The sequence below is a fragment of the Haladaptatus sp. DYSN1 genome (assembly GCF_029489995.1).
Classification (GTDB): domain Archaea; phylum Halobacteriota; class Halobacteria; order Halobacteriales; family Halococcaceae; genus QDMS2.
In genome coordinates, this window is sequence record NZ_CP120470.1 from 721,595 (window position 1) to 743,344 (window position 21,750).

The 21,750-nt window shown below is 62.3% G+C and carries 20 protein-coding genes and 2 tRNA genes; 8 read left to right on the forward strand and 14 right to left on the reverse strand.

The window, feature by feature from the left end; genetic code table 11:
• Window positions 1–44 precede the first annotated feature (44 nt).
• From P0648_RS03865 to P0648_RS03890, 6 genes are read right to left on the reverse strand one after another with little or no spacing between them, the layout of a single operon-like run.
• Window positions 45–470, reverse strand: coding sequence for a NusA-like transcription termination signal-binding factor (locus P0648_RS03865; protein WP_276245553.1), 426 nt, complete (start codon window positions 468–470; stop codon window positions 45–47).
• The gene (rpoA2, locus tag P0648_RS03870; protein WP_276245552.1) at window positions 470–1,660 is read right to left on the reverse strand and encodes a DNA-directed RNA polymerase subunit A''; all 1,191 of its coding nucleotides are present in this window, start codon (window positions 1,658–1,660) and stop codon (window positions 470–472) included. The genes P0648_RS03865 and rpoA2 overlap by 1 nt, the downstream gene beginning before the upstream one ends.
• Window positions 1,653–4,589, reverse strand: coding sequence for a DNA-directed RNA polymerase subunit A' (locus P0648_RS03875; protein WP_277505282.1), 2,937 nt, complete (start codon window positions 4,587–4,589; stop codon window positions 1,653–1,655). The genes rpoA2 and P0648_RS03875 overlap by 8 nt, the downstream gene beginning before the upstream one ends.
• Entirely contained in the window at window positions 4,586–6,412 is a 1,827-nt protein-coding gene (gene rpoB, locus P0648_RS03880) for a DNA-directed RNA polymerase subunit B (protein WP_276245550.1), read from the reverse strand. Before rpoB ends, P0648_RS03875 begins: the two co-directional genes overlap by 4 nt.
• Window position 6,413: 1 nt before the next feature.
• A complete protein-coding gene (locus P0648_RS03885) occupies window positions 6,414–7,973 on the reverse strand; it encodes a DNA-directed RNA polymerase subunit B'' (RefSeq protein WP_276245549.1) in 1,560 nt (519 codons plus the stop codon).
• Window positions 7,973–8,200, reverse strand: coding sequence for a DNA-directed RNA polymerase subunit H (locus P0648_RS03890; protein WP_276245548.1), 228 nt, complete (start codon window positions 8,198–8,200; stop codon window positions 7,973–7,975). The genes P0648_RS03885 and P0648_RS03890 overlap by 1 nt, the downstream gene beginning before the upstream one ends.
• 209 nt (window positions 8,201–8,409) lie before the next feature.
• On the opposite strand from P0648_RS03890, the gene P0648_RS03895 reads away from it, so the two are divergent.
• Together P0648_RS03895 and P0648_RS03900 are read left to right on the forward strand one after the other, a co-directional pair.
• Window positions 8,410–8,482, forward strand: a tRNA-Asp gene (locus P0648_RS03895).
• 258 nt (window positions 8,483–8,740) lie between these two features.
• Window positions 8,741–8,813: transfer RNA gene (locus tag P0648_RS03900), tRNA-Asp, on the forward strand.
• Between the two features lie 649 nt (window positions 8,814–9,462).
• Here the strand turns inward: P0648_RS03900 and P0648_RS03905 are convergent.
• Entirely contained in the window at window positions 9,463–10,497 is a 1,035-nt protein-coding gene (locus P0648_RS03905) for an ATP-binding protein (RefSeq protein ID WP_277505283.1), read from the reverse strand.
• Window positions 10,498–10,573: 76 nt separating this feature from the next.
• Here P0648_RS03905 and P0648_RS03910 point away from each other — a divergent pair, with 76 nt between their 5' ends.
• Complete coding sequence (locus P0648_RS03910) at window positions 10,574–11,023, forward strand: carboxypeptidase regulatory-like domain-containing protein (protein WP_277505284.1); 450 nt, start codon at window positions 10,574–10,576, stop codon at window positions 11,021–11,023.
• Here the strand turns inward: P0648_RS03910 and P0648_RS03915 are convergent.
• Entirely contained in the window at window positions 11,020–11,760 is a 741-nt protein-coding gene (locus P0648_RS03915; RefSeq protein ID WP_276245545.1) for a protein-L-isoaspartate O-methyltransferase, read from the reverse strand. The genes P0648_RS03910 and P0648_RS03915 overlap by 4 nt on opposite strands.
• A gap of 21 nt (window positions 11,761–11,781) precedes the next feature.
• The gene (locus P0648_RS03920; protein ID WP_277505285.1) at window positions 11,782–12,720 is read right to left on the reverse strand and encodes a class I SAM-dependent methyltransferase; all 939 of its coding nucleotides are present in this window, start codon (window positions 12,718–12,720) and stop codon (window positions 11,782–11,784) included.
• Between the two features lie 251 nt (window positions 12,721–12,971).
• On the opposite strand from P0648_RS03920, the gene katG reads away from it, so the two are divergent.
• Complete coding sequence (gene katG / locus P0648_RS03925) at window positions 12,972–15,110, forward strand: catalase/peroxidase HPI (RefSeq protein ID WP_277505286.1); 2,139 nt, start codon at window positions 12,972–12,974, stop codon at window positions 15,108–15,110.
• A gap of 36 nt (window positions 15,111–15,146) precedes the next feature.
• On the opposite strand, the gene P0648_RS03930 is transcribed toward katG, so the two are convergent.
• A complete protein-coding gene (locus P0648_RS03930) occupies window positions 15,147–15,800 on the reverse strand; it encodes an HVO_0476 family zinc finger protein (RefSeq protein WP_277505287.1) in 654 nt (217 codons plus the stop codon).
• Window positions 15,801–15,852: 52 nt separating this feature from the next.
• Entirely contained in the window at window positions 15,853–16,827 is a 975-nt protein-coding gene (locus P0648_RS03935; protein ID WP_277505289.1) for an aminopeptidase, read from the reverse strand.
• A 115-nt stretch (window positions 16,828–16,942) separates the two neighbouring features.
• On the opposite strand from P0648_RS03935, the gene P0648_RS03940 reads away from it, so the two are divergent.
• Complete coding sequence (locus tag P0648_RS03940) at window positions 16,943–17,956, forward strand: type II glyceraldehyde-3-phosphate dehydrogenase (RefSeq protein ID WP_276245540.1); 1,014 nt, start codon at window positions 16,943–16,945, stop codon at window positions 17,954–17,956.
• A gap of 42 nt (window positions 17,957–17,998) precedes the next feature.
• Window positions 17,999–18,382: an Hsp20/alpha crystallin family protein gene (locus P0648_RS03945; RefSeq protein ID WP_276245539.1), complete on the forward strand. Its 384-nt coding sequence runs from the start codon at window positions 17,999–18,001 to the stop codon at window positions 18,380–18,382.
• Between the two features lie 6 nt (window positions 18,383–18,388).
• Here the strand turns inward: P0648_RS03945 and P0648_RS03950 are convergent, their stop codons facing one another.
• Both P0648_RS03950 and P0648_RS03955 read right to left on the reverse strand, forming a co-directional pair.
• On the reverse strand, window positions 18,389–19,243 hold the full coding sequence (locus tag P0648_RS03950; RefSeq protein WP_276245538.1) for a RimK family alpha-L-glutamate ligase: 855 nt from the start codon (window positions 19,241–19,243) through the stop codon (window positions 18,389–18,391).
• Window positions 19,244–19,288: 45 nt separating this feature from the next.
• Window positions 19,289–19,819 (reverse strand): 50S ribosomal protein L16, encoded by a 531-nt coding sequence (locus tag P0648_RS03955; protein ID WP_276245537.1) that lies wholly within the window; start codon window positions 19,817–19,819, stop codon window positions 19,289–19,291.
• A 143-nt stretch (window positions 19,820–19,962) separates the two neighbouring features.
• On the opposite strand from P0648_RS03955, the gene P0648_RS03960 reads away from it, so the two are divergent.
• Both P0648_RS03960 and P0648_RS03965 read left to right on the forward strand, forming a co-directional pair.
• On the forward strand, window positions 19,963–20,952 hold the full coding sequence (locus tag P0648_RS03960) for a glutathione S-transferase family protein (protein WP_277505290.1): 990 nt from the start codon (window positions 19,963–19,965) through the stop codon (window positions 20,950–20,952).
• A 98-nt stretch (window positions 20,953–21,050) separates the two neighbouring features.
• Window positions 21,051–21,245: a hypothetical protein gene (locus tag P0648_RS03965; RefSeq protein ID WP_276245535.1), complete on the forward strand. Its 195-nt coding sequence runs from the start codon at window positions 21,051–21,053 to the stop codon at window positions 21,243–21,245.
• Window positions 21,246–21,311: 66 nt separating this feature from the next.
• Here P0648_RS03965 and P0648_RS03970 read toward each other — a convergent pair whose 3' ends face one another.
• Window positions 21,312–21,737 (reverse strand): Hsp20/alpha crystallin family protein, encoded by a 426-nt coding sequence (locus tag P0648_RS03970; protein WP_276245534.1) that lies wholly within the window; start codon window positions 21,735–21,737, stop codon window positions 21,312–21,314.
• Between the last annotated feature and the right edge of the window lie 13 nt (window positions 21,738–21,750).

Genomic DNA, 21,750 nt, shown 5'->3' on the forward strand with positions numbered 1-21,750 from the left:
CGCGAAAATTGAGCGCCGCAAGTGTCCTGTCTCGCGCGTGCGAGTCAGGTTAACTGAATGTCGTCGATGTCGTGATGGCGCTTCGCTAACACCCGCGCCGCCGCGATGTTGCGCCCCTCTCTCCCAATCGCCACGCCGGCGTCGTCCTGGTCGACCTCGACGTAGGCCACGGTGTCGTTGTTGTGGCTGATGGTGACGTGATAGACCGCTGCCGGCGCGAGTGCGTTCGCGACGAACGCCTCTGGCGTATCCGCATTTTCGACGAGTTCGATGTCGCGGCCGAGTTTGGCTTCGACCTCTCTGACGTGCTTGCCGCCGGGTCCGATGGCCCGGCCCATCTCGCCCGCGCCGACGAGGATGATGACACGGTCGTTCTCCTCGTCGACCACGCAGTCGCGAGCGGTCGCCCCCGTCACGTCCTCGAAGAGGGCGATGAACTGGCGAGCGGTGTCAGAGAGGGTGACTTTCATCAGTCTGCCTGCTCCGCGCTCCGGTTTATCGACCCCATCTTGAGGTCGACGTCACCGGTGCCAAGGCGGATTGGCTTCCCGACGATGACGTTCTCCGTGACGCCGTCTAAGTCGTCGACTTCGCCGTGGATGGCAGCGTCGAGCAGGTGGTTGACCGTGACCTCGAATGCCGCACGGGCGAGCACGGACTCCTTGCTGCCGGAGATACCGTGGCGACCGATGGACTCGATTTCGCCGCGGTTGGTCATGATGTCCGCCACGAGCATCATGTGACGGATGTTCACGTCGCCAAGCCCCTGCTCTTCGAGGGTGTTCATCGTCTCCTCGATGATGGCCTCGCGGGCGGCCTCGATGCCGAGGGTGTGGTGAATCTCGTGGATGTTGTTACACGTCGTCCGCGAGGCGTCCACACCTTCGATGGTGAGGACCTCGCCGAAGGCAGACCCTTCGGTGTAGAGGACGTACTGGTCTTCGTCTTCTAAGTTCTCCTTGCGGATGACGACGCGACGAACGTCTTCGATGCCCTTGAACACGATTTCGCGCAGTTCCTCGACGAGCTGGAGCAGGTCGCGGTAGCTCGGCTTCTCCGGCCCGAACTCGATGGACGTGCCGTTCTGGACCGTCTTCACGCCGAGTTTGTCCTCGATGGTGCCCGCGATGTCTTCTGCAGTCAGGCCACGTTCGTCCAGCGTCTCCTGGTTCAGGTTCACCTGGACGAGCATGTCGGCGACGTTCGTGCTGATGTCACCGAGCGCGAGGATGCGCGTCGATTCGACGTTCCAGACGACCTCGTGGGCGAGTTCCTTGTCCGTGGCGTATTCGTCTTCCAGATAGATGGTCATCATCGGGGTGTCCGGCGTCTTGCGGGCGTCCACCAGCTCGATGAGTCGTGGAAGCCCCTGCGTGACGTCGATTTCTGCCACACCCGCGTAGTGGAACGTGTTCATCGTCATCTGCGTCCCCGGCTCACCAATCGACTGGGCACTCACGGTGCCAACGGGGTCGAGTGGGTCGACGCGGGTCTCGAGATAGCGGTTCTCGACCGCCATGACGATTTCTTCTGCCTGCTCGTCGGTGACGTTTCGCTCTTCTAACGTCTGGTAGAGTTTCGTCTTGAGGCGTCGCGGAAGCTCGGTCGCTTCGACCTGTTCTGCGATTGCCTCGGGTACGTCGTATTCTTGTTCAGTCATCGGATTCGACCCCCTCCGCGGCGTACTCGCTTTCACGCACGTCAGCGTACTCCGAGAGGTTCGTTGGCGGCCGTTTGAGGCCGAGGTACTCTTCTTTCCGTCGTTCGGACTCGAACTCCGCGTTCAGCACGCGGTCTGCGATCTGATCGACGTCGATGTCGTGGTCCTGGAACGAGGAGACTTTCACCGGACTCGTACCGTCCTCACCGAATTCGAACTGAACGATGGTGTCGCTCGTGTCGCGTACCGTGCCGTCGTACTGCGTTTCGAGCTCGGAGAGGGCGTTGATGAGCCGACGCTGGAGGTAGCCGGACTTGGAGGTGCGGACTGCCGTGTCCACGAGCCCCTCGCGGCCACCCATCGCGTGGAAGAAGAACTCACGCGGGGAGAGTCCTTTCCGGTAGGAACTCTCGACGAAGCCGTGGGCGTCCGCCGAAAGGTCGTCCTTCTGGTAGTGACTCAGGGTGCGGTCCTCGTAGCCACGGTTGATGCGCTCGCCGCGCACTGCCTGCTGGCCGACACACGCGGCCATCTGCGTCAGGTTGAGCAGCGAGCCACGCGCCCCGGATTCGGCCATGATGACCGCCGGGTTGTCGTCGGCGAAGTGCTCCTCTGCGATGTCACCAGCAGAGTCGCGGGCCTTCCCGAGCGTCTGCATGATTTTCATCTCGAGAGTCTCGTCGACGGTGCGTCCCGGCAGGGACTCCAGGTCGCCGTTCTCGTAGGTCTCGATGAGTTCCTGGACGCGCTCGTAGGCGTTGTCGATTGCCTCGTCGATTTGCTCTTCGGCCTCGGACTCGATGGACTCGTCGTCGATACCGAGCGAGAACCCGAAGTGCATGATGGCACGCATCGCGAGCGAGGAAATCTCGTTGATGAAGATGCGAGCGCGGGTCGCGCCGTACAGCTTCATGATGGTGTCTACGACCTTTCCACCGAACGCGCCGACCGCGTCCTCGTCGATGGTGCCTTCGAGCAACTGGCCGTTCTCGATGATGACGGTGTCGCCCGCCGAGGACGTGAACTCGAGGCTCAGGTCGCCCGGCAGCAGTTCGGAGAAGATGGTGCGGCCCGTCCAGTAAGCCATCCCATCTTCGTCCTTGCCGTCCGGTTCTGGGAGTTCGTCTACGCGCGTCGCGCGCAGCAGGTCGAGTGCCTGCGTCTCGTTGAACTGTGGGTTCTCGTGGGTGAGCAGGTACGTCCCACTGATGTGGTCCTGAATCGCGCCGATGATGTTCTCACCGAAGCGTGGCGAGAGAATTTGCTCCTGGACACGCATGAGGACGCGCGCTTCGGCACGCGCCTCCTCGTTTTGCAGCGCGTGCATGTTCATCTCGTCGCCGTCGAAGTCGGCGTTGTACGGCGGACAGACAACCGTGTTCAGGCGGAACGTCTTGTACGGCATCACGACCACTTCGTGGGCCATGATGGACATCCGGTGCAGTGACGGCTGGCGGTTGAAGATGACGATGTCGCCGTCGATGAGGTGGCGGTTGACCTCCCAGCCAATCTCCACCTTCTCTGCGAGTTCCTCACAGTTCTTGTGCGTGACCTTCAGGCGGCGGCCGTCCGGGCGGCGCACGTAGTTCGCACCGGGGTGGCCGTCCGGGCCGTTTCGAACGTAGGTCCGGGCCTCCTCTAAGGTGCGCTCGGTGACGTTCATCGTCTGGGTCATCTCCTTTGCGACGCGGTCAGGAACCCCGACCTCGTTGAGCGAGAGCGTCGGGTCCGGGCTGATGACCGTCCGCGCAGAGAAGTTGACACGCTTCCCGGACAGCGAACCACGGAAGCGCCCTTCCTTGCCCTTGAGACGCTGACTGAGCGTCTTGAGCGGGCGACCCGAGCGGTGACGGGCCGGCGGCGTCCCCGAAATCTCGTTGTCCATGAACGTCGTGACGTGGTACTGGAGCAGTTCCCAAAGGTCCTCGATAATCAGCTGTGGGGCACCCGCCTCGCGGTTCTCCATGAACCGCTGGTTGATGCGGATGATGTCCACGAGTTTGTGCGTGAGGTCGTCCTCACTGCGCTGGCCGTTGTCGAGGGTGATGGATGGGCGTGCGGTGACCGGCGGAACCGGCAGCACGGTGAGAATCATCCACTCGGGGCGCGAGCGCTCGGAGTCGATGCCGAGCACTTCCAGGTCCTCGTCCGGGATGTCCTCGAACCAGTCGCGAATGTCCGAGGGCATCAGCTTGTTCATGTCTTCGACCGTCAGGTCGATTTTGAGCGCCTTTTCGAGGGCGCGACGGTCCATCTCGACCGGACGGAACTCTCCGGAGAGGATTTCGTTGATACGCTGGAGGTCGATTTCCGTCTTGTCTGCGAGCTCCTGTGGCGAGAGCCCAGCCCAGTCTTCTTCCTCGTTTGGCTGCATCGCCGCGGCGATTTGCTCTGCGTAGTCGGACGCCAGCACGTCCTGGACCTCGTAGTACGTGGTCGGCTTCTCGTGCTGGATGTCGTACTGCGTCTCGCCACAGAACGGACAGGTGTCCGCCTTGCGGGCCTGTCGGATGGCGGCCTTCGTGACGTCGTTCAGGTCGTTGCCGAGTTCGCGAGCGACCGTCTGCTGGTCGCGGAACTCGTCGCGCTCTTCCTCGGTGAGGCAGAGCCGCGAGCAGTTGCGACAGGTGCCACGAAGGAGCCGCCGGATGAGCTTCGTAAAGCCGACGTGGATGACGGGCGCGGCGAGTTCGATGTGGCCGAAGTGGCCGTTACACGACCCGGAGTGCTTCCCGCAGGTCTTACACTGCAGGCCGGGGTCGATGACTCCGAGACGCGGGTCCATGAGGCCCATGTCGATGGGGAACCCGTCGTCGTCGTAGGTGTCTGCGGTGATGATTTTGGTCGCGCTCATCTCACGGTACTCCTCGGGACTCATCAGCCCGAAGCTGATGGAGCCAATCTCTTTGGGTGTGCTATTGGAACTCATACTGCGTCCTCCAGTTCGAGGCGTGGTGCGATGCCGAGCGCCTTCATCTCGTCAAGCAGGAGCTTGAACGCGTAGCTCATCTCGATACGGTGGATGTCCGTCTCCTCGCCACAGTTCGGACAGTAGACGCGGTGCTGGTCTACGTTCTCGACCGCGCTCATGCCACAGTGTCCACAGACGTAGATGAACTCCCGGTCGGACTCGTCGAGGAGGCGCTCTTTGAGCGCCATGGCCGCGCCGTGCCCGATGAGCACGTCGCGCTCCATCTCCCCGACACGAAGCCCACCTTCACGCGCACGCCCTTCGGTCGGCTGGCGCGTGAGCACCTGCACCGGCCCGCGAGAGCGCGCGTGAATCTTGTTCGAAACCATGTGGTAGAGTTTCTGGTAGAAAATCACGCCGACGAAAATCTCGGCGTCGATTTTCTCCCCGGACACGCCAGAGTACATGACCTCTTTGCCCGCAGAGTTGTACCCCTGGTCGAGCAGTGCCTGGCGAATCTTCTCCTCGTTCTCGCCCGTGAAGGCCGTCCCGTCGACGCGGCGGCCCTCTAAGGAACCGACCTTGCCGCCGAGCATTTCGAGAACGTGACCGACCGTCATCCGCGACGGCAGGGCGTGCGGGTTCAGGACGAGGTCGGGCACGACGCCCTCGGCCGTGAACGGCATGTCTTCCTGCGGTGCCATGTGGCCGACGACACCCTTCTGTCCGTGACGGGACGCGAACTTGTCGCCGAGTTCCGGAATCCGCTCGTCGCGGACTTTCACCTTCGAGAGCTTCGAGCCGTCTTCACCCTCCATCAGGGTGACGGTGTCGACGACACCGTTCTCACCGGAGCGCATGGTGACGGACGTCTCGCGGCGCTTCTGCGGCGAGAGGCCGCCCATGTCGTCCGGTTCTTCGAGGAAGCGTGGCGGACTCGTCTTGCCGAGGAGCACGTCGTTTTCGGATACGACGGTTTCGGGGTTGACGAGGCCGTCTTCGTCTAGGTGCGTGTAGGCCTCTTCACCGCGAGCGCCGCGCACTTCGTCGTCCGGAATCTCGAAGCGGTCTTCCTGTCCACCTGGGTAGCGACGTTCTTCGCCCTCGTAGGTGCGGAAGAAGTGCGAGCGACCGAGCGCGCGCTCGACGGAGTTCTTGTTCATGACGAGCGCGTCCTCGATGTTGAACCCCTCGTAGCTCATGACCGCGACGACGAAGTTCTGTGCCGCCGGTCGGTCGTCGAACCCAATCTGTTCGGTGGTCTGCGTTTTGACCATCGAGAGCTGTGGGTAGTGCAGGAGGTGCTGGCGCGTGTCGGGGCGGATGCGGTAGTTCGCCGCTGGCATTCCCAGCGACTGTTTGACCATCCCCGACCCCATCGTGATACGCGGCGAGGCGTTGTGTTCCGGGTACGGAATCATGCCCGCACCGATACCGAAGATGAGCTGCGGGTCGATTTCCAAGTGCGTGTGGTCTTCTGTAATCTCGTCGGGTTCGACGGCGACGTAGATGTCCTCTTCTTCCTCTGCGTCGATGTACTCGACGTAGCCGCGGTCGACGAGGTCGTCGAACTCGAGTTCGCCCGCGGAGACCTTCTCGACTTCCTCCTCGGAGACGAGCAGTTCGCCGTTCTCGACGATGAGGAGCGGACGGCGGGCACGTCCCGCGTCCGCGTTGATGATGACCTCACGTGTGCGCTCTTTGACCGAGACGTTCACCATCTCGCTCACGTCGCCGCGTCGGCGGGCCTCTCGGACCTGATTTGCAAGCTGTGCCGGGTCTGGGTGTGTGCCGACCAGACTCCCGTTTACGTAGACTTTTGCTTCTCTTCCCTGGCTCATGTTAGTCCGCCATTGGTTCGACGCCTTCGAGACCCGGGATGCCCTCGACTCCCATCGACGCCAGTTCGCGTTTGAGTTCCTGTTCGTCCTGGATGTTCTGCGATAGCTCCATCGCCTGCGCGAAGTTCTTCACGAGCCCACAGTTTGGCCCCTCAGGAGTCTCCGAAGGACAGATGCGACCCCACTGGGTCGCGTGCAGGTCGCGGGCTTCGAAGTGCGGCTGACTGCGCGAAAGTGGCGAGCGCAGTCGGCGCAGGTGAGAGAGCACACCCATGTAGTCCGTGCGGTCGACGAGCTGTGAGACGCCCGAGCGGCCACCGACCCAGTTGCCCGTCGCGATTGGGTGTTCTAAGCGCTCGGTGAGCACGTCAGAGCGAACCACGGTGTTCACGGAGAGTTTGCGGTTACGCATGTTCGCACGTTCGAGCTGGTACTTCACGTCGCGTGCGAGCTTGTTGAGCGCCGTCCGGAACAGGTCCTTCATCAGGTCGCCGCTGACCTTGAGGCGCTTGTTGGCGTAGTGGTCCTTGTCGTCGGAGTCGCGGCGGTGCAGTGCGAGTTCGAAACACGCCTCGGCCATCCGACAGAGGTAGTACGCCTTGTTGATGCGGACCTCTTCCTCGTCGACGCCGTCCTCGTGGAGGTGGGGGAGGAGGTAGCGGTCGATGACGTAGTTGGCCCGCTTCAACTGGTAGTTCTTGCCCTGGCCGCTCGCGACCCGCTTGCCGAGGTGCTCGATGGCTTCCTCGGTGGTCTGGACCTCTGCGGCCTCTAAGTTCTCGAGCATGAACTTCACGACTTCCGGGTCCTCGGAGACGCGGTGGACGATCTCCTCGTCTGATTCCAGTCCGAGCGCGCGGACGAGCGTGACGAAACTCACGCTGCCGGAAACGGACGGGAACGAGACTTCGAGCAGTCCCTCACGATTTCGCTCACACAGCACGAGCGCACGGTAGCCGCGGCGCTGGCTGAACGTTTTCGCCACCTGGATTTCGTCGCCGTACTTCGTGTCGTACTCGGCGAGAATCTTGTTCGGCGCGAGGTCCTCGCTCGTCATGAGGACGCGCTCTGAACCGTTGACGATGAAGTAGCCGCCGGGGTCGGCCGGGTCCTCACCGATTTCGACGAGTTCGTCGTGGTTGAACCCGTTCAGGTTACACTTCGACGAGCCGACCATGATGGGCATGCGCCCGACCTTCGTCTCGGCCTGGTCGACGACTCGTTCTTCTTCTTCCTCGCCGCCCTTGATGATGGACATCTCCATGAACACCGGAGCGGCGTAGGTGATGTTGCGCAGGCGAGCTTCCTGTGGGTACAGGAGCTCTTCACTACCGTCTGCTTCGCGTACACGCGGGGTGACAACGCGGACGTTGCCGAGTTCGACGTACACCGGTTCTTCGCCTTCTTTGTCGCCGATGTCCGTCTCGATGGTCGCCTTTTCCTCGACGACCTCCTGCATGCCGCGTTCCAAGAACGCGTTAAACGAACGGAAGTGGTGTTCTGCGAGTCGTTCCCTCGAAAAGTACTGTCTGGAGATTGCGCGTCTATCGTCCGTATTCATTATTCCACCACGAGGCGGTATACGACCGCCGTCTCGGTTGTTCGGGAGTTTCGCACGATTTTGATGACGTCACCCACTTCCGCCTCGTCCGGGAGTGCGGGGTCGGTGCGTTTGATTTTTGGAAGGTCGGTACGATTGATGTTGTATTCTTCCAGAACCTCCTCGACCGTCTCGTCGTCGAGCACGAGGTGTTCTGGGACAAGTTTGTGTTGGCTTACGTCTACCATGTTTGCCTCTGGCCAGTGGGAGAAGCGGCTCTCACGAGATACTACAGGCCAGTACAGGCGCGGTCCATTTAAGGGTTGTTAACCTCGTCTCCGAGCGCGCACGCGTGGCACGCCCGCGAACCGGTCGGGGCACACGGTACCACCCGCCGTCGTCCATCGATTTAGTAAGTCTTAAGACCAACACTCCGTTACGAATAGTTGCGTCACCCGCCCGGGTGGTGTAGTGGCCTATCATACAACCCTGTCACGGTTGTGACCCGGGTTCAAATCCCGGCTCGGGCGCTTTTTCAACGAACTAACTGACGAGCACCGCGTAGCGTGTGCTCGGAATCGTGTGAGTTGTAACGCAACTATAGAGGGATTTGAACGTTCGAGCGAACACCGTGAGCGAGAGTCGTTCAAATCCACGGTGCCCTCGCTTCTGCGAAACTTGAACGACTTCTACGGACCTCAGCTGACGAACGAGGGCGGTTTTCCCACCCTCGTACTCACCTAGTAAGCCTTAAGGCCGACACCCCGCAACGGTTAGTTGCGTCACCCGCCCGGGTGGTGTAGTGGCCTATCATACGACCCTGTCACGGTCGTGACCCGGGTTCAAATCCCGGCTCGGGCGTTTTCTACAGAACCAATTTGTCCAGCGAGGCGTCTCGTCGCCGAGCACGACTGATTCTGGTGTAACACCCACAGAGGGATTTGAACAAAGGAGCAGCTTGCCTGCGACTGGTGTTCAAATCCGCCGTGCTCCCAGCACAGTGAGGCTCGGGTACTTTTCCGTTTCCTACCGTCCTCAGAGCAAGAGCGATCTATACCTCGCACCCCGAAAACGACCGAACAGATTCGTCTTCACACAAAATCAACCTCCTCTGACTGGTCCCTCGTCGATGCAGAGCGGTTCCCACGCTTGTGGAATCGGCAACAATTGGTTGTAAGTTCACTCGCTGGTCTGACACGTTTTTTGGCGGATTCCCACCGACCACCTTTCACGACACGAATGACCGTATTTCGGGTGTTTTCGCGAGCCAAGGCTCTTAGAGGATTCGTCAGAGAGTCGCGCAGTATTATGCTATCATCCGGTCCTGTAAGAAAATCGCCACTAAATTCCCACCGGGACGTTAACAACTTGGATATTCATGCCAAGGGGATATGCCCCTGCGGTCTCTATTCTAATTTGGTGCGGTCGAGCCTTGCCCGGACTCGATACGTGCCTCTGACAACTTTCGACCAGCCTCTAACTTGCCCGGTGGAGGCTGGCCATCTCTCTTTCACTCGGTGAGCGAAGACACGAAAGGGGTATCTCCGCCGTGGGCGGTCTCCCGGGGTCGGATTTTTACCGCGTGCATCCGTTCGGTAACGTCATCCACGATGAGCGCCTCGCCCGGCTCCGTCGGCATCCGACCTGCGAACGAGCCGTCCAGATACGTCGGACGGGCGCTCGCGGCCGCCCGCCGGTCTGCTTCGTTCGTCACTCGATGGACGACCAGCAGGTCCGCATGCGAGTGGGCCACTGGCGGCAACGCGCCGGGACGCTGGGTCGCGGCGACGAGGCTGACACCGGGTTGGCGACCGCGGGTGAGCAACGTCCGGAGCGCCGGCGCGGCTAAACCGTCGAAGAAGACGTGCGCCTCGTCGACGAGCAACCACGGGAAACAGTCGATTTCGCCACGCATTCGCGCTTGATAGAGCGCGTCCGCGACTGCTCGGCCGATGGCGTTCATCGGAGCGGCAGGTAAGCCAGCGCAGTCGAGGACTGTCAGGGCACTTGTACAGAGTGCGCCAACCGACAGGCCATCGGGTCCGAAGCAGCCCCACTCGCGTGCGAGTGCGAGGTGATTGAGGGCGGCACGGCGCGTCGCCCGACCTGCTTCTGCTGTCTCCACGAATTCCTCCATCGCGTCGAGCGTCGGCTTCGCTCTCGCCGCACGCCAGACGAGACTCTCCACTGCGCCGGCCGGGTCCAGGTCGAACAGCCCACACCAGGCACGCGGTGAGAGCGTCTCCGGTGCAATCGTCGGTGACCGTTCGACCGTCGCCGCGAACTCACCGGCAGCCTCGGCCAATCCGGAGAACGCGCCCATCGGGTCGAGGATGACCGGCGCGATACCCGAGGCCTGTGCCACCTCTTCGGCCAGCACGCCGAGAGTGCAGGACTTCCCCGACCCGCGCTTGCCCACGACGAGCGCCGCGTGCGGGCGGTTCAGGTCGAGTCCCACCTCGCCGCCGCGACTTCCGTCGCGTGCTCTGAAGTGGCCCACACTCGCAACTGGCCCCTGCGAATCCCGCCGTCCGAGCACGTCCATGGCTCCCTCTCGTCTCGGTATCGCACTTGAACCCTCGTCCGAGACTTTATATCAGAACGCGGGACCAGCCCGGGGTATGTCCGCATTCAGCAGGCTGCTCGCTGACGACCGTGCAATCGAAAGCCTACCGATTCGACTCGTCATCGCGCTCGTGGTGGGCGTGGCGAGTCTCAGCGTGATGATGAACATGCTCTCTGGCGTGCAGGGGCTCGCGGTTTCGGAACTCGACGTTCGCCCTCAACCAGCGGTCATCAATCCCGGCTCTGAGGACGTGACACTCGAAGTTGTCGACGCCGACGGAAATTCGGTCTCCAACGCGACCGTCGTCGTTCGTGGCGGCACCGCAGACCTCGAACGCATTCACACAGCGCGGACGAACGGCGATGGTGAGGCGACAGTCTCACTCTCTCCGAGTCTCGCTCCCAACCGCGACATGGGCACGCTCGAACTATCGGTGAAGCCACCGGCTGGTAGTTCGTTCGTCGACCGACGGGAAAATACGGAATTGCTGGTGGTGCGCGACTAGAGGCGGTGGTCCCAGTCGATCCACTCCTGTTCCCAGCCGTGGCGCGACTCCGCGTCGCGAACGGCGTGTTCGTAGTCCTCGCGGGCAGTGCGGTTGCGTTCGACCGTCCCCGCTTGCTCGCCGTCTACGAGTAGTGGCCGGAAGATGACCGTTCCGCAGTGCTCGACCACGTCGCCGCCCTCGATGGCGACGAGCGTCTGCTCGCCCGCGCCGAGTGGCATCACCAACCGGCCACCCGGCGCGAGTTGGTCAAGGAGCGCGGCAGGCGGTCGAACGGATGCGGCCTCCACGAGAATCTTGTCGTACGGCGCGTATGCCGGCAAGCCGAACGCCCCGTCACCCTGGTCTACGTAGACGCTTTCGTATCCGGCATCGGCGAGGCACTGACGGGCGTCGTAGACGAGCTGACGCGAGATGTCGACGGCCTGGACGTTGGCTGCGCCGACGATTTCGGCCACGACGGCGGCGGTGTAGCCAACGCCAGCGCCAACGATGAGAACCGACTCGTCGGGTTCGAGACAGAGCGCTTCGAGGAGGCGACCCGCGGTGCTCGGAGCGAGAATCGTCGTTCCACGGTGGTCGAACGCCTGGTCCGTGTAGGCTCCACGAGCGTCGTCGACGAAGCAGTGGCGGGGGACGGTGCGCATCGCGATGCTGACCGCGTCGCTCGTCACACAGCGTTTACTCTCGTGTTCCAGGCTCGCGACCATGTCGTCGCGGAGCACCGCGAGGTCCATACCCGAGAGAGTGACCGGAAACTAATCAATGGCGCGCCTGCCACAGACCACTTGCAGGTCCGTACCGGGGATGGATTCGACGCGAATCCGCTTCAAACTAGCTGCCGACAACCACTCGCGAAACTGCGCTTCGGTGTGCGTGTCTCCGCGCTCACTCTGCGCGAGCATGTGCGCACCCACGAGCGCGGCGTTTGCGGCGCGTCCGCGTACGGACTCACTCATCACGAGCGACCCACCCGGTGCGAGCGCGCCCGCGGCGTTCTCGACGAGCGCGGCGACGTCGGCTGGCCCGTGCCAGTGAGCCACGCCACCGGCGAAAACCAGGTCGTATTCACCGGGAATCGAATCGATGTAGTCGCCGGCGAGCAGCTCGATGTCCTCGTGGCGGAGTTGTTTGCGGTCGCGTTCGACCACGTCGGGTGCGTCGAGCAGCGTCACGTCGGAGCCACGCGCCGCGAATTCGAGCGCGTAGGTGCCCGGGCCGCCGCCGACGTCGAGCACTCGGAGGCCGCCGTCGTGGTAGTGGACGGCCGCGGTCACGACGGCGCGAACCGTCGCGTCGTCCATCGCCGCGTGCGCACCGAGCCTGTTCACCGTCCACTCCGGCGGTTCGGGCGTCGGCAGTCCAGACTGCATCGCCTCCGGGAGGGCGACCCAGCGGTCTAACGCGTCGAGTTCGTGCGAGAGTCGCCCGATGGATTTGAGGTCGGTTTTTGCGAAGAAGCCGAGCGCCCGATTCGTCGGTTCGTACTCCTCGCCGACCTGTTTGAGAAAGCCTCGCTCACAGAGCGCCTCGATGGTGATTCGCGCCGCTCGTTCGGTCACGTCGGCTTCGCGGGCCACCGCCGCGGGCGTCCCCGCCCTGGTCATCACTGCGTCGAGGATTCCGGCGCGACGCGCCGCCCAGAGGACGAGCAGTTCGCGGAACTCCTCGCGGTGGTCGGTGTCTCGAGTTGGCATTAGCGTGCCTCCGTCATGGGCGGAGAAACGGACGGGAGACGTAAAAACGAACGCCGTCCACTCCCTGCCGTCTCCGCTACCTTTTTTCGCCTGTCACCCTAAGTTCGCATACGACTGAATTGAATGTCTGACGTCAGACCACCACGTGGGATGGGGACACCCGACCATTCCAAGACGACTGCAGCGCGAACCGACCAGCTGACCACTTCCGGTCAGCCCACATCGAACGACGTAACAGAGGCACACACCCAATGAGCAAATCCAACCAAGACTGGTGGCCGAACCAACTGAACCTGCGAATCCTCGACCAGAACGCCGACCCCGGCAATCCGATGGACGAGGACTTCGACTACGCAGAAGAATTTCTCTCGCTCGACCTCGACGAGGTAAAAGCGGACATCGAAGCGGTAATGACCGATTCACAGGACTGGTGGCCGGCCGACTACGGCCATTACGGCCCGCTATTCATCCGAATGGCGTGGCACAGCGCCGGCACGTATCGGACGACCGACGGCCGCGGTGGCGCGGCGGGCGGCCGACAGCGGTTCGCCCCGCTCAACAGCTGGCCTGACAACGCGAACCTCGACAAGGCGCGCAGACTGCTCTGGCCGGTCAAACAGAAGTACGGCCAGAAACTCTCGTGGGCCGACCTGCTGGTCCTGACCGGAAACGTCGCCCTGGAGTCGATGGGCTTCGAGACGTTCGGCTTCGCCGGTGGGCGCGTCGACGCCTACGAACCCGACGAGGCAGTCGACTGGGGGCCGGAAAACGAGATGGAAGCGTCCGAGCGCTTCGACGAGAGCGGCGAACTCGAGAATCCGTTCGGGGCCTCCGTCATGGGTCTCATCTACGTGAATCCCGAGGGGCCAGACGGACAGCCGGACCCACTCGCCTCGGCGGACAACATCCGCCAGACGTTCAGCCGCATGGCGATGAACGACACGGAAACGGCCGCACTCATCGCGGGCGGGCACACCTTCGGGAAGGTCCACGGTGCCGACAGCCCGGAGAACCTCGGTCCGGAGCCCGAGGCAGCTCCAATCGAAAAGCAAGGCCTCGGCTGGGAGAGCGACCACGAATCCGGAAGAGGTGCCGATACGATTACGAGCGGTATCGAAGGCCCCTGGACGGACGCGCCGACCCAGTGGGACATGGGCTACCTGAACAACCTGCTCGACTACGAGTGGGAACCGGAGAAAGGCCCCGGCGGTGCGTGGCAGTGGAAGCCAACGGACGAGACCCTTCACGACACCGTCCCGGACGCCCACGACTCGTCGAAAAAGCAGACGCCGATGATGCTGACGACGGACATCGCCCTGACGCGCGACCCGGACTATCGGGAAATCATCGAGCGCTTCCAGCAGAACCCAGCCGAGTTCCAGGACGCCTTCGCGAAGGCGTGGTACAAGCTGATTCACCGCGACATGGGCCCACCGATTCGGTTCCTCGGTCCGGAGGTTCCGGACGAGGAGATGCTGTGGCAGGACCCGCTTCCCGAAGTCGACTACGATCTGATTGACGAGGACGACGTCGCCACGCTCAAGGCGGAGATTCTCGATTCAGGACTGTCCCGCTCCCAGTTGGTCAAGACCGCCTGGGCGTCGGCATCGACGTACCGCGACAGCGACAAGCGCGGTGGCGCGAACGGGGCCCGCATTCGCCTCAACCCACAGAAGAACTGGGAGGTCAACGAACCCGAGCAACTCGCGACCGTTCTCGAAACGCTCGAAGGCATCCAGGAGGACTTCAACAGTTCTCAGTCCGATGGGACGCAGGTCTCGCTCGCAGACCTCATCGTCCTCGGTGGCAACGCAGCAGTCGATCAGGCGGCGGCAGACGCCGGCTACGACGTGACCGTCCCGTTCGAACCGGGCCGCGTCGATGCCTCGCAGAAGCAGACCGACCCAGAATCGTTCGAGGCGCTCAAACCGGACGCAGACGGGTTCCGGAACTACCGCTCCGAGGCGGCCGAACGACCTGCTGAGGAAGCCATGGTGGACAAGTCGGACCTGCTGAACCTGACGGCACCCGAGATGACGGTGCTCGTCGGCGGGATGCGGGCGCTCGACGCGAACTACGAAGGGGCCGACCTCGGCGTCTTCACTGACCGACCGGGGACGCTCTCGAACGACTTCTTCGTGAACCTGCTCGGCATGGACATCGACTGGCAACCAGTCGAAGGGTCCGACAACCTGTTCGAAGGGCACGACCGCGACACGGGCGAAGTCAAGTGGAAGGCGACGCGCGCCGACCTCGTCTTCGGGTCGAACTCGCGGCTTCGAGCCATCGCAGAGGTCTACGGTGGCAACGACGCAGAAGAGAAGTTCGTCGACGACTTCGTCGAGACGTGGAGCAAAATAATGCACCTGGACCGCTTCGACCTCGAATAAGCGCGGCGATTGCGGATTCGGCGTTTTTCTTTTTCGTTACCAGGCCGACCAGGCGGTCGAACTCTCGTCGCGGACGTAGAGTCGCTTGATGTCCTTTGCCTTCGCCGAGTCGCCGCCGAAGTCGAACTGCTCGCGGTCGTAGCCCTCGGCGTCGTCGCGGAGGATGATGCCTTCGACAGTGAACTCCTCGCCGTCCAGTTCCTCGGTGCGGCCGACGGTGAAGTCGTAGTCGCCGGGCACCTGAATCTTCAGGCTCTTGGTCTCGTCACGTCGCCCGTCTTTCGGGTGCATGGTGACATTGACGCTGATGTTGTCCACGGCGCGCGTCCAGAACGTCTTGATGTCCTCGATTGTCGCTTCCTCGACGCGGTTGCCGTCGGTCGTTTCGATGCTCGTGATGCGGACGGTGAGGATGGCCTCCTCGGTGTCTACGATGAACTCCTCGCCGACGGCGCTCGTCTCCTTTGGCGGGGCGCTCACAGTGGCTTTCACGGACTCGCCGTCCTGAGAGATGACGACCATCTTCTCAACGGTCGATTCGCTCTCGACGGTCGTCTTGTGGACGTGACCGCAGTCCGTACAACGGACGGTGATCTGGCCGCTTCCGGGCTTCAGCACCTCGTGGACGGTTTCGAGTGTGGGCGAACACGAGGGGCAGACCACGGCAACGCGGTCTGATTGTGTACTCATGGTCGAATCTAGCCGTCCCAGCCTAAAAGTGCGTGGCGGTTCGCGAGAGGCGTCAGTCCCGGCGTGGCTGTGGCAGTTCGATTTCTACGCCGTCTGCGTACACGGTCGGTTCGCGGAGGATGCCGTCGAGGTGGAGCGGCGCGGACACGTCGCCGCCGATGCCCGCGTCGTCACCGATGGCGATGTGGACCGTGCCCGCCGCCTTCTCGTCTAAGAGGACGGAGCCGACGAGTTCGTCGACGGCGACGTTCGTCCCGATGCCGAATTCGGCGAGGTTGTAGGCGTCCTTCCCGACCTCTTTTGCGGCGGTTTCGATTTGCCCGCGGATGTCGTCGTCGCTGACCTCGGTGACGTAGCCGTCTTCGACCGTAAATGAGAGCTCCTGTCCCTCGTCGAGCAGGCCGTAGGGCATCATCGTGCCGTCGACGACGAACGTCCCGTTCGCAGTGACCGGACTGATGAACACCTCGCCTGCGGGCAGGTTCGAGAAGTGGCCGGGTTTGTGGACGATGCCGGTGTCCGCGAGCCATTTGCGGTCGCCGAACTTGAAGGTGATGTCGGTGCCCTGTGGGGAGGTGACGCGAACGGTCGTTGCGTTCTCGACCTTCGCTATCGTATCGTAGGACGTCTCCTTGATGTTCTCGTAGTCGGCGTCGAGACCGGTCGTGAACACTGCTTCGGTGATTCCCGGCAGCGTCGCGCCGCGCGCGCCCGCCTCGTTCGCCTCGCTGCGGGCGCGGGTGTGGCTCAGACTCTTGGTCGTCGGCGCGAGGAACACGTCTGCTTCGCGCAGGGCGGCCGCGACGGGCGCGGCGGGTTCTTCGCCGTGCTGGCTGAGCGGCGGGTAGCGCATGATTGATGCGTCTGCTGTCACGTTTCGGGCGGCCTCGTAGAGTGCTTCGCCGATTCGCACGCGTTTGTCGTCGGTCACGATGAGGCAGGACTCGTCGGACTGGAGGTCGAGACACTGGTTGATGGCGGTCTCGGCCGCGGCGGCGAGGGCGGCGTCGGTGGCCTGTTCTGACATGATAACTGCCTAGTGACGGGTGCCATTCAACGTTCCCATCCGAGACGTTGTGCCACGCTGACGACATACACGATTGCCCGAAACGATTATGCGGACAGCAAAACCACCGCCACATATGATAAAAGTCGGGATTAACGGCTACGGCACAATTGGTAAGCGCGTCGCGGACGCCGTTCGCGCACAGGATGACATGGAAGTCATCGGCGTCGCGAAGACGCGCCCGAACTTCGAGGCGGAGACGGCGGTGAAGAAGGGCTACCCGCTCTACGCCGCCATCGAAGACCGCGCCTCACTGTTCGCGGATTCGGGTATCGAAATCGACGGCATGGTCGAGGAACTCATCGAGGAAGCCGACATCATCGTCGACGCCACCCCGTCCGGCATCGGCGCGCAGAACAAGGAACTCTACGAGCAGTACGAGACGCCCGCGCTCTACCAGGGTGGCGAGGACGCGGACCTCGTCGACGTAAGCTTCAACGCCCGCGGCAACTTCGCGCAGGCGGAGGGCGCAGACCACGTCCGCGTCGTTTCCTGTAACACGACCGGCCTCTCACGACTCGCTGCGCCCCTCGAAGAGGAGTACGGCATCGAGAAGATGCGCGTCACGCTCGTCCGCCGCGGTGGCGACCCCGGTCAGACGTCTCGGGGTCCCATCAACGACATCCTCCCGAACCCAATCTCGCTGCCCTCCCACCACGGTCCCGACGTGAAGACCATCTTCCCGGACCTGAAAATCGACACCCTCGGCATGAAGGTTCCAGCGACGCTCATGCACACCCACAGCGTGAACGTCGAACTCGAATCGACGCCGGACCCAGCGGAGGTTCGTGAACTCCTCGAAAACGAGTCGCGCACGTTCGTCATCCCCGAGCACATGAACATCGACGGGGCGGGCAAGCTGAAGGAACTCGCCCACGACATTGACCGCCCGCGCGGCGACCTCTGGGAGAACTGTATCTGGGGCGAGTCCATCAGCATGGAAGGAAACGACCTCTATCTGTTCCAGGCCATCCACCAGGAGTCAGACGTGGTTCCTGAGAACGTAGACGCCATCCGCGCCGTCCTCGGTACCGCAGACGCCAAAGAGAGCGTCGAAAAGACCAACGAGGCGATGGGCATGGGCATCTAACCGTCCCAAGTCTTTTGGCTTCAACCACCCTACAGCATACCAATGAAACGACGAGATGACCGCGACCCGTTCGACGACCTGTTCCGGGAAATCGAGCGGATGATGAACGACGTCATCGGCGGCAACGTGGACGTCAACGTAGACCGGGCAGACGGGAGCGAAAGCCCGCACGTCGTCGTCTACGAGGAGACGGACGTCGTTCGCGTCATCGCGGACCTACCGGGCATCGACAAGAACCAAATCGACCTGAAGTGCGATGGAAAGACGCTCACCATCACCGCAGAGAGCGACACGCGAAACTACGACGAACACGTCACGCTCCCTGTTCGCGTCGACGAACACTCGGCGAAAGCCACCTACAACAACGGCGTCCTCGAAGTGACCCTCGAACGTGCCGAGGATTCCGCCGATATCAGCGTTAACTGAGCGTTCTCACTCGTATTTCGCCGTCTCTCTGATGACTCCAGCGAGTCGGTCGTAGAACCCGTCTTCGTACTTCGCCGAGTCGTCGATGGTCGGTCGCGCGTTCGTCTCGTTCACCACCGCTCGCTCGTCGGTGGCGAGGATATCGACGCCGAGCAACGGGATGTCGAGGATTTCTGCGGTCTGCTCGGCGAGTGTTTTGAGGTCTTCAGAAAGGTCCACACCGGTGGCTGTGGCTCCTCGGTGGACGTTGTGTTTCCAGTGGTCGCTATTTTCGGGCAGGCGACGTTCGACCGCGCCGACGTATTCCCCGTCGAGGACCATCACGCGGTAGTCCCGTGCGTTGGGAACGAACTCCTGGACGAGAAACGATTTGTCGCCGGTCGCCATGTAGTCGTGGACGAGCGTGAGGTAGTCGGTGACGCCGAGAAAGGAGTCTGCGTCGTGGACCTTTACGACCCCAGTTCCGCGAGTCGTGGAGTTGGGTTTGACGACGACGGGCGTCTCGAAGTCCGCGAACACGGCTTCGAGGTCGGCCCGTTCGGTGGGATTCGACACGAGCGTCGTCTCGGGGACGGGAATCCCCTCGCGGGCGAGTGTGGCGATGACGCCCGCTTTGTTTCGAGAGGTGAGAATCGCCTCGCGGTCGTTGACCCACGGAACATCGAGGAGCGCGTCTGCGACGCCGCCTTCCATGATGCGTGAGGGGTAGACGAAGCCGACATCGAACCCGTCCCAGGGTTCGGTGAGCGAGAGCGTTCGCTCTGACGTTCTGACGTGTTCTGCGACGATTCCTCGGGCTTCGAGTGGCGACTGGATACGTTGGTACGTTTCCTTGTCCGTCGCAACCGCGAGACGCAGCATACGCTGACTGAGCGTGGGCAGCGATAAAAAGGGTCCGTGGCCGACTTACGCGACGAGCAGTTCTTCGCCGCGTTCGACGACGATGCGACACGGCGGCGTGACCTTGTTGTAGGCACGACGGAAGGCGTCCTTGACGACGGGGGCGTCCTTCACGTCACACCACGCGGTGAACAGGCGCTCGCCCTTCTGGATGCGTGCGGCGGTGCCGACTGGCTTCCCGAAGGCGAGGCGCATCCCGTCAGAAACACGGTCTGCACCCGCGCCGGTTGCCTGTTTGTTCTCACGGAGGACCTGGTGGGGGAACTTGCGGAGAATCATCTTGTAGTTGCCCTCACCGAGCTGCTTGATGAGCGCGCGGTTCGCGCTCAGGCGTGCTGCTTCGAGCGACCCGTGACGAATCTGGCAGGCTTCCTCGAGAACGAGGGAGATTTGGACAGGGTAGTCGTCGGGGTCTGCGTCCACGGCACCCATTTTGTACTGTGCGACTTTGGAACCGGGGATTCCGGTGATGTACTCTCGTCGGGTGTACGACGGCTTGTCGATGTCCCGGTACATCGAGGCAGGTTTGTCGGCCATGGTTACTACTGGAGGCTGACGCCTACCGCGTCAATAAACCCTTCGAACCGACGGCACCGTTTGGGTCTCTCTCGCGCCCGATTTCGTGCGAATCGGTCACACGATTGCGAGCCGTTATTGCCGTTTCTTCCTATGCATCAGCCATGAAGATGTTCAAAAATGGCGAGTGGGGTCACCACTACGAGTCCACGAATTTGGACGGCGAATTCGAGCGCCAGTCCACGATGTTTCGCGATTGGATCGAGGACGACCCGGAGGCCGAGTATCCGGCGGAGGCAGGGCGCTACCACCTCTACATCTCGTGGGCGTGTCCGTGGGCCCACCGCACCGCGCTCATCAGAAGCCTTCGCGGGCTCGAGGACGTCATCTCGATGGACGTCGTCGACCCCTACCGCGACGAGGGTGGCTGGCAGTTCACGCCCGAGAAGGCGGGCTGTACGGCGGACTCCATCAACGACTTCGACTATCTGCGCGAGACCTACCTCGAAGCCGACCCGAACGTCACTGGGCGCGTCACCGTGCCCGTCCTCTGGGATAAGGAAACGGGAACCATCGTCAACAACGAATCCGAGGAAATCCTTCGGATGCTCGACACGGCCTTCGCGGACTTCGGCAACACCGAGGTGACGCTGTACCCGGAGGGCTACCGCGAGGAGATAGACGACATTATCGACGCCATCTACGAGCCAATCAACAACGGCGTCTACCGCGCCGGCTTCGCCGATTCACAGGACGCCTACGAGAATGCCGTCACCGAGCTGTTCGATAATCTCGACTACTGGGAAGACGTGCTCGAAGACCAGCGCTACCTCGCCGGCGACCGCCTCACCGAGGCGGACATCTGTATGTTTACGACGCTCGTGCGCTTCGACCCGGTGTACGTGAATCACTTCCGGTGCAATCTCCGCCGCATCGCCGACTACCCGAACCTCTGGAACTACCTGAAAGACCTCTACCAGACGCCCGGCGTCGCGGAGACGTTCGACTTCGCACACATCAAGGAACACTACTTCACCACCCACGAGAGCCTCAATCCGAAGGGTATCATCCCGAAGGGACCAGTCCTCGACTTCGAAGAGCCACACGATCGCGACCGTCTCGCGGGCCGGCCTCCGGAAGCGCTCGTCCAGTAATCCAATCTGACCGCGTCGTTCAGGTTTCCGGACAGCTTTTCGCTTCATTTGCCAGCCGAGGCAGCTTCAAGTACCTTGGTAGCGTACCACATTCGTCTATGCCAGATGCAAAGCGTGGCCGAGAGAAGAAGGGCCTCCAGAAGGAGAAACAACTGCTCGCGGTCGAGGCCGAACGGGAACTGGCAACGGTCGGTGAAGACCAACAACTCGAGGATTTTGAAGACAACGTAGAGGAGATAAATCTCGAAGAAATCACGATTTCTGAACTAGAACCGGAAGAATCGGACGCGTAACGTCCCACACGCGTTTCGGCACAACATTATTTTCTGAAAAACGGAGCGTCGAACTGAGCGAGCGACTTAGTCGCTAATCTCGATGCGGTGGCTGTCGTCGTCCATGTCCTCCACGGTTGGGAGGTGGATTTCGAGGACGCCGTTGCGGTACGAGGCGGTGATGTCGGCTTCCCGAATCTCACCGGGAATCGTCAGCTGCTCGTGGACCTGGCGGCGCTGTGAGGCGTACTCGCTCTCTACCTCGTGGGTGCCTGTGACGGTGAGCACACCCTTGTCGAAGCGGATGTCGATTTCTTCCTTCTCGAAGCCGGGCATGTCGCCGAGGACGACGTAGCCCTCCTCGTCGGTCTCTAGGGTCAGGTTGCCACCCATGTTGCGGAAGTTGGCGGCGAAGTCGCCGCCCTCCATGCCCCAGAACGGCGAGCGCATCATGCGTTCGCGCATCTGTTCCATCAGGCGGTCCATCTCGTCGAATCGGTCGTTGAATCGCATGGTAGGTTACCGA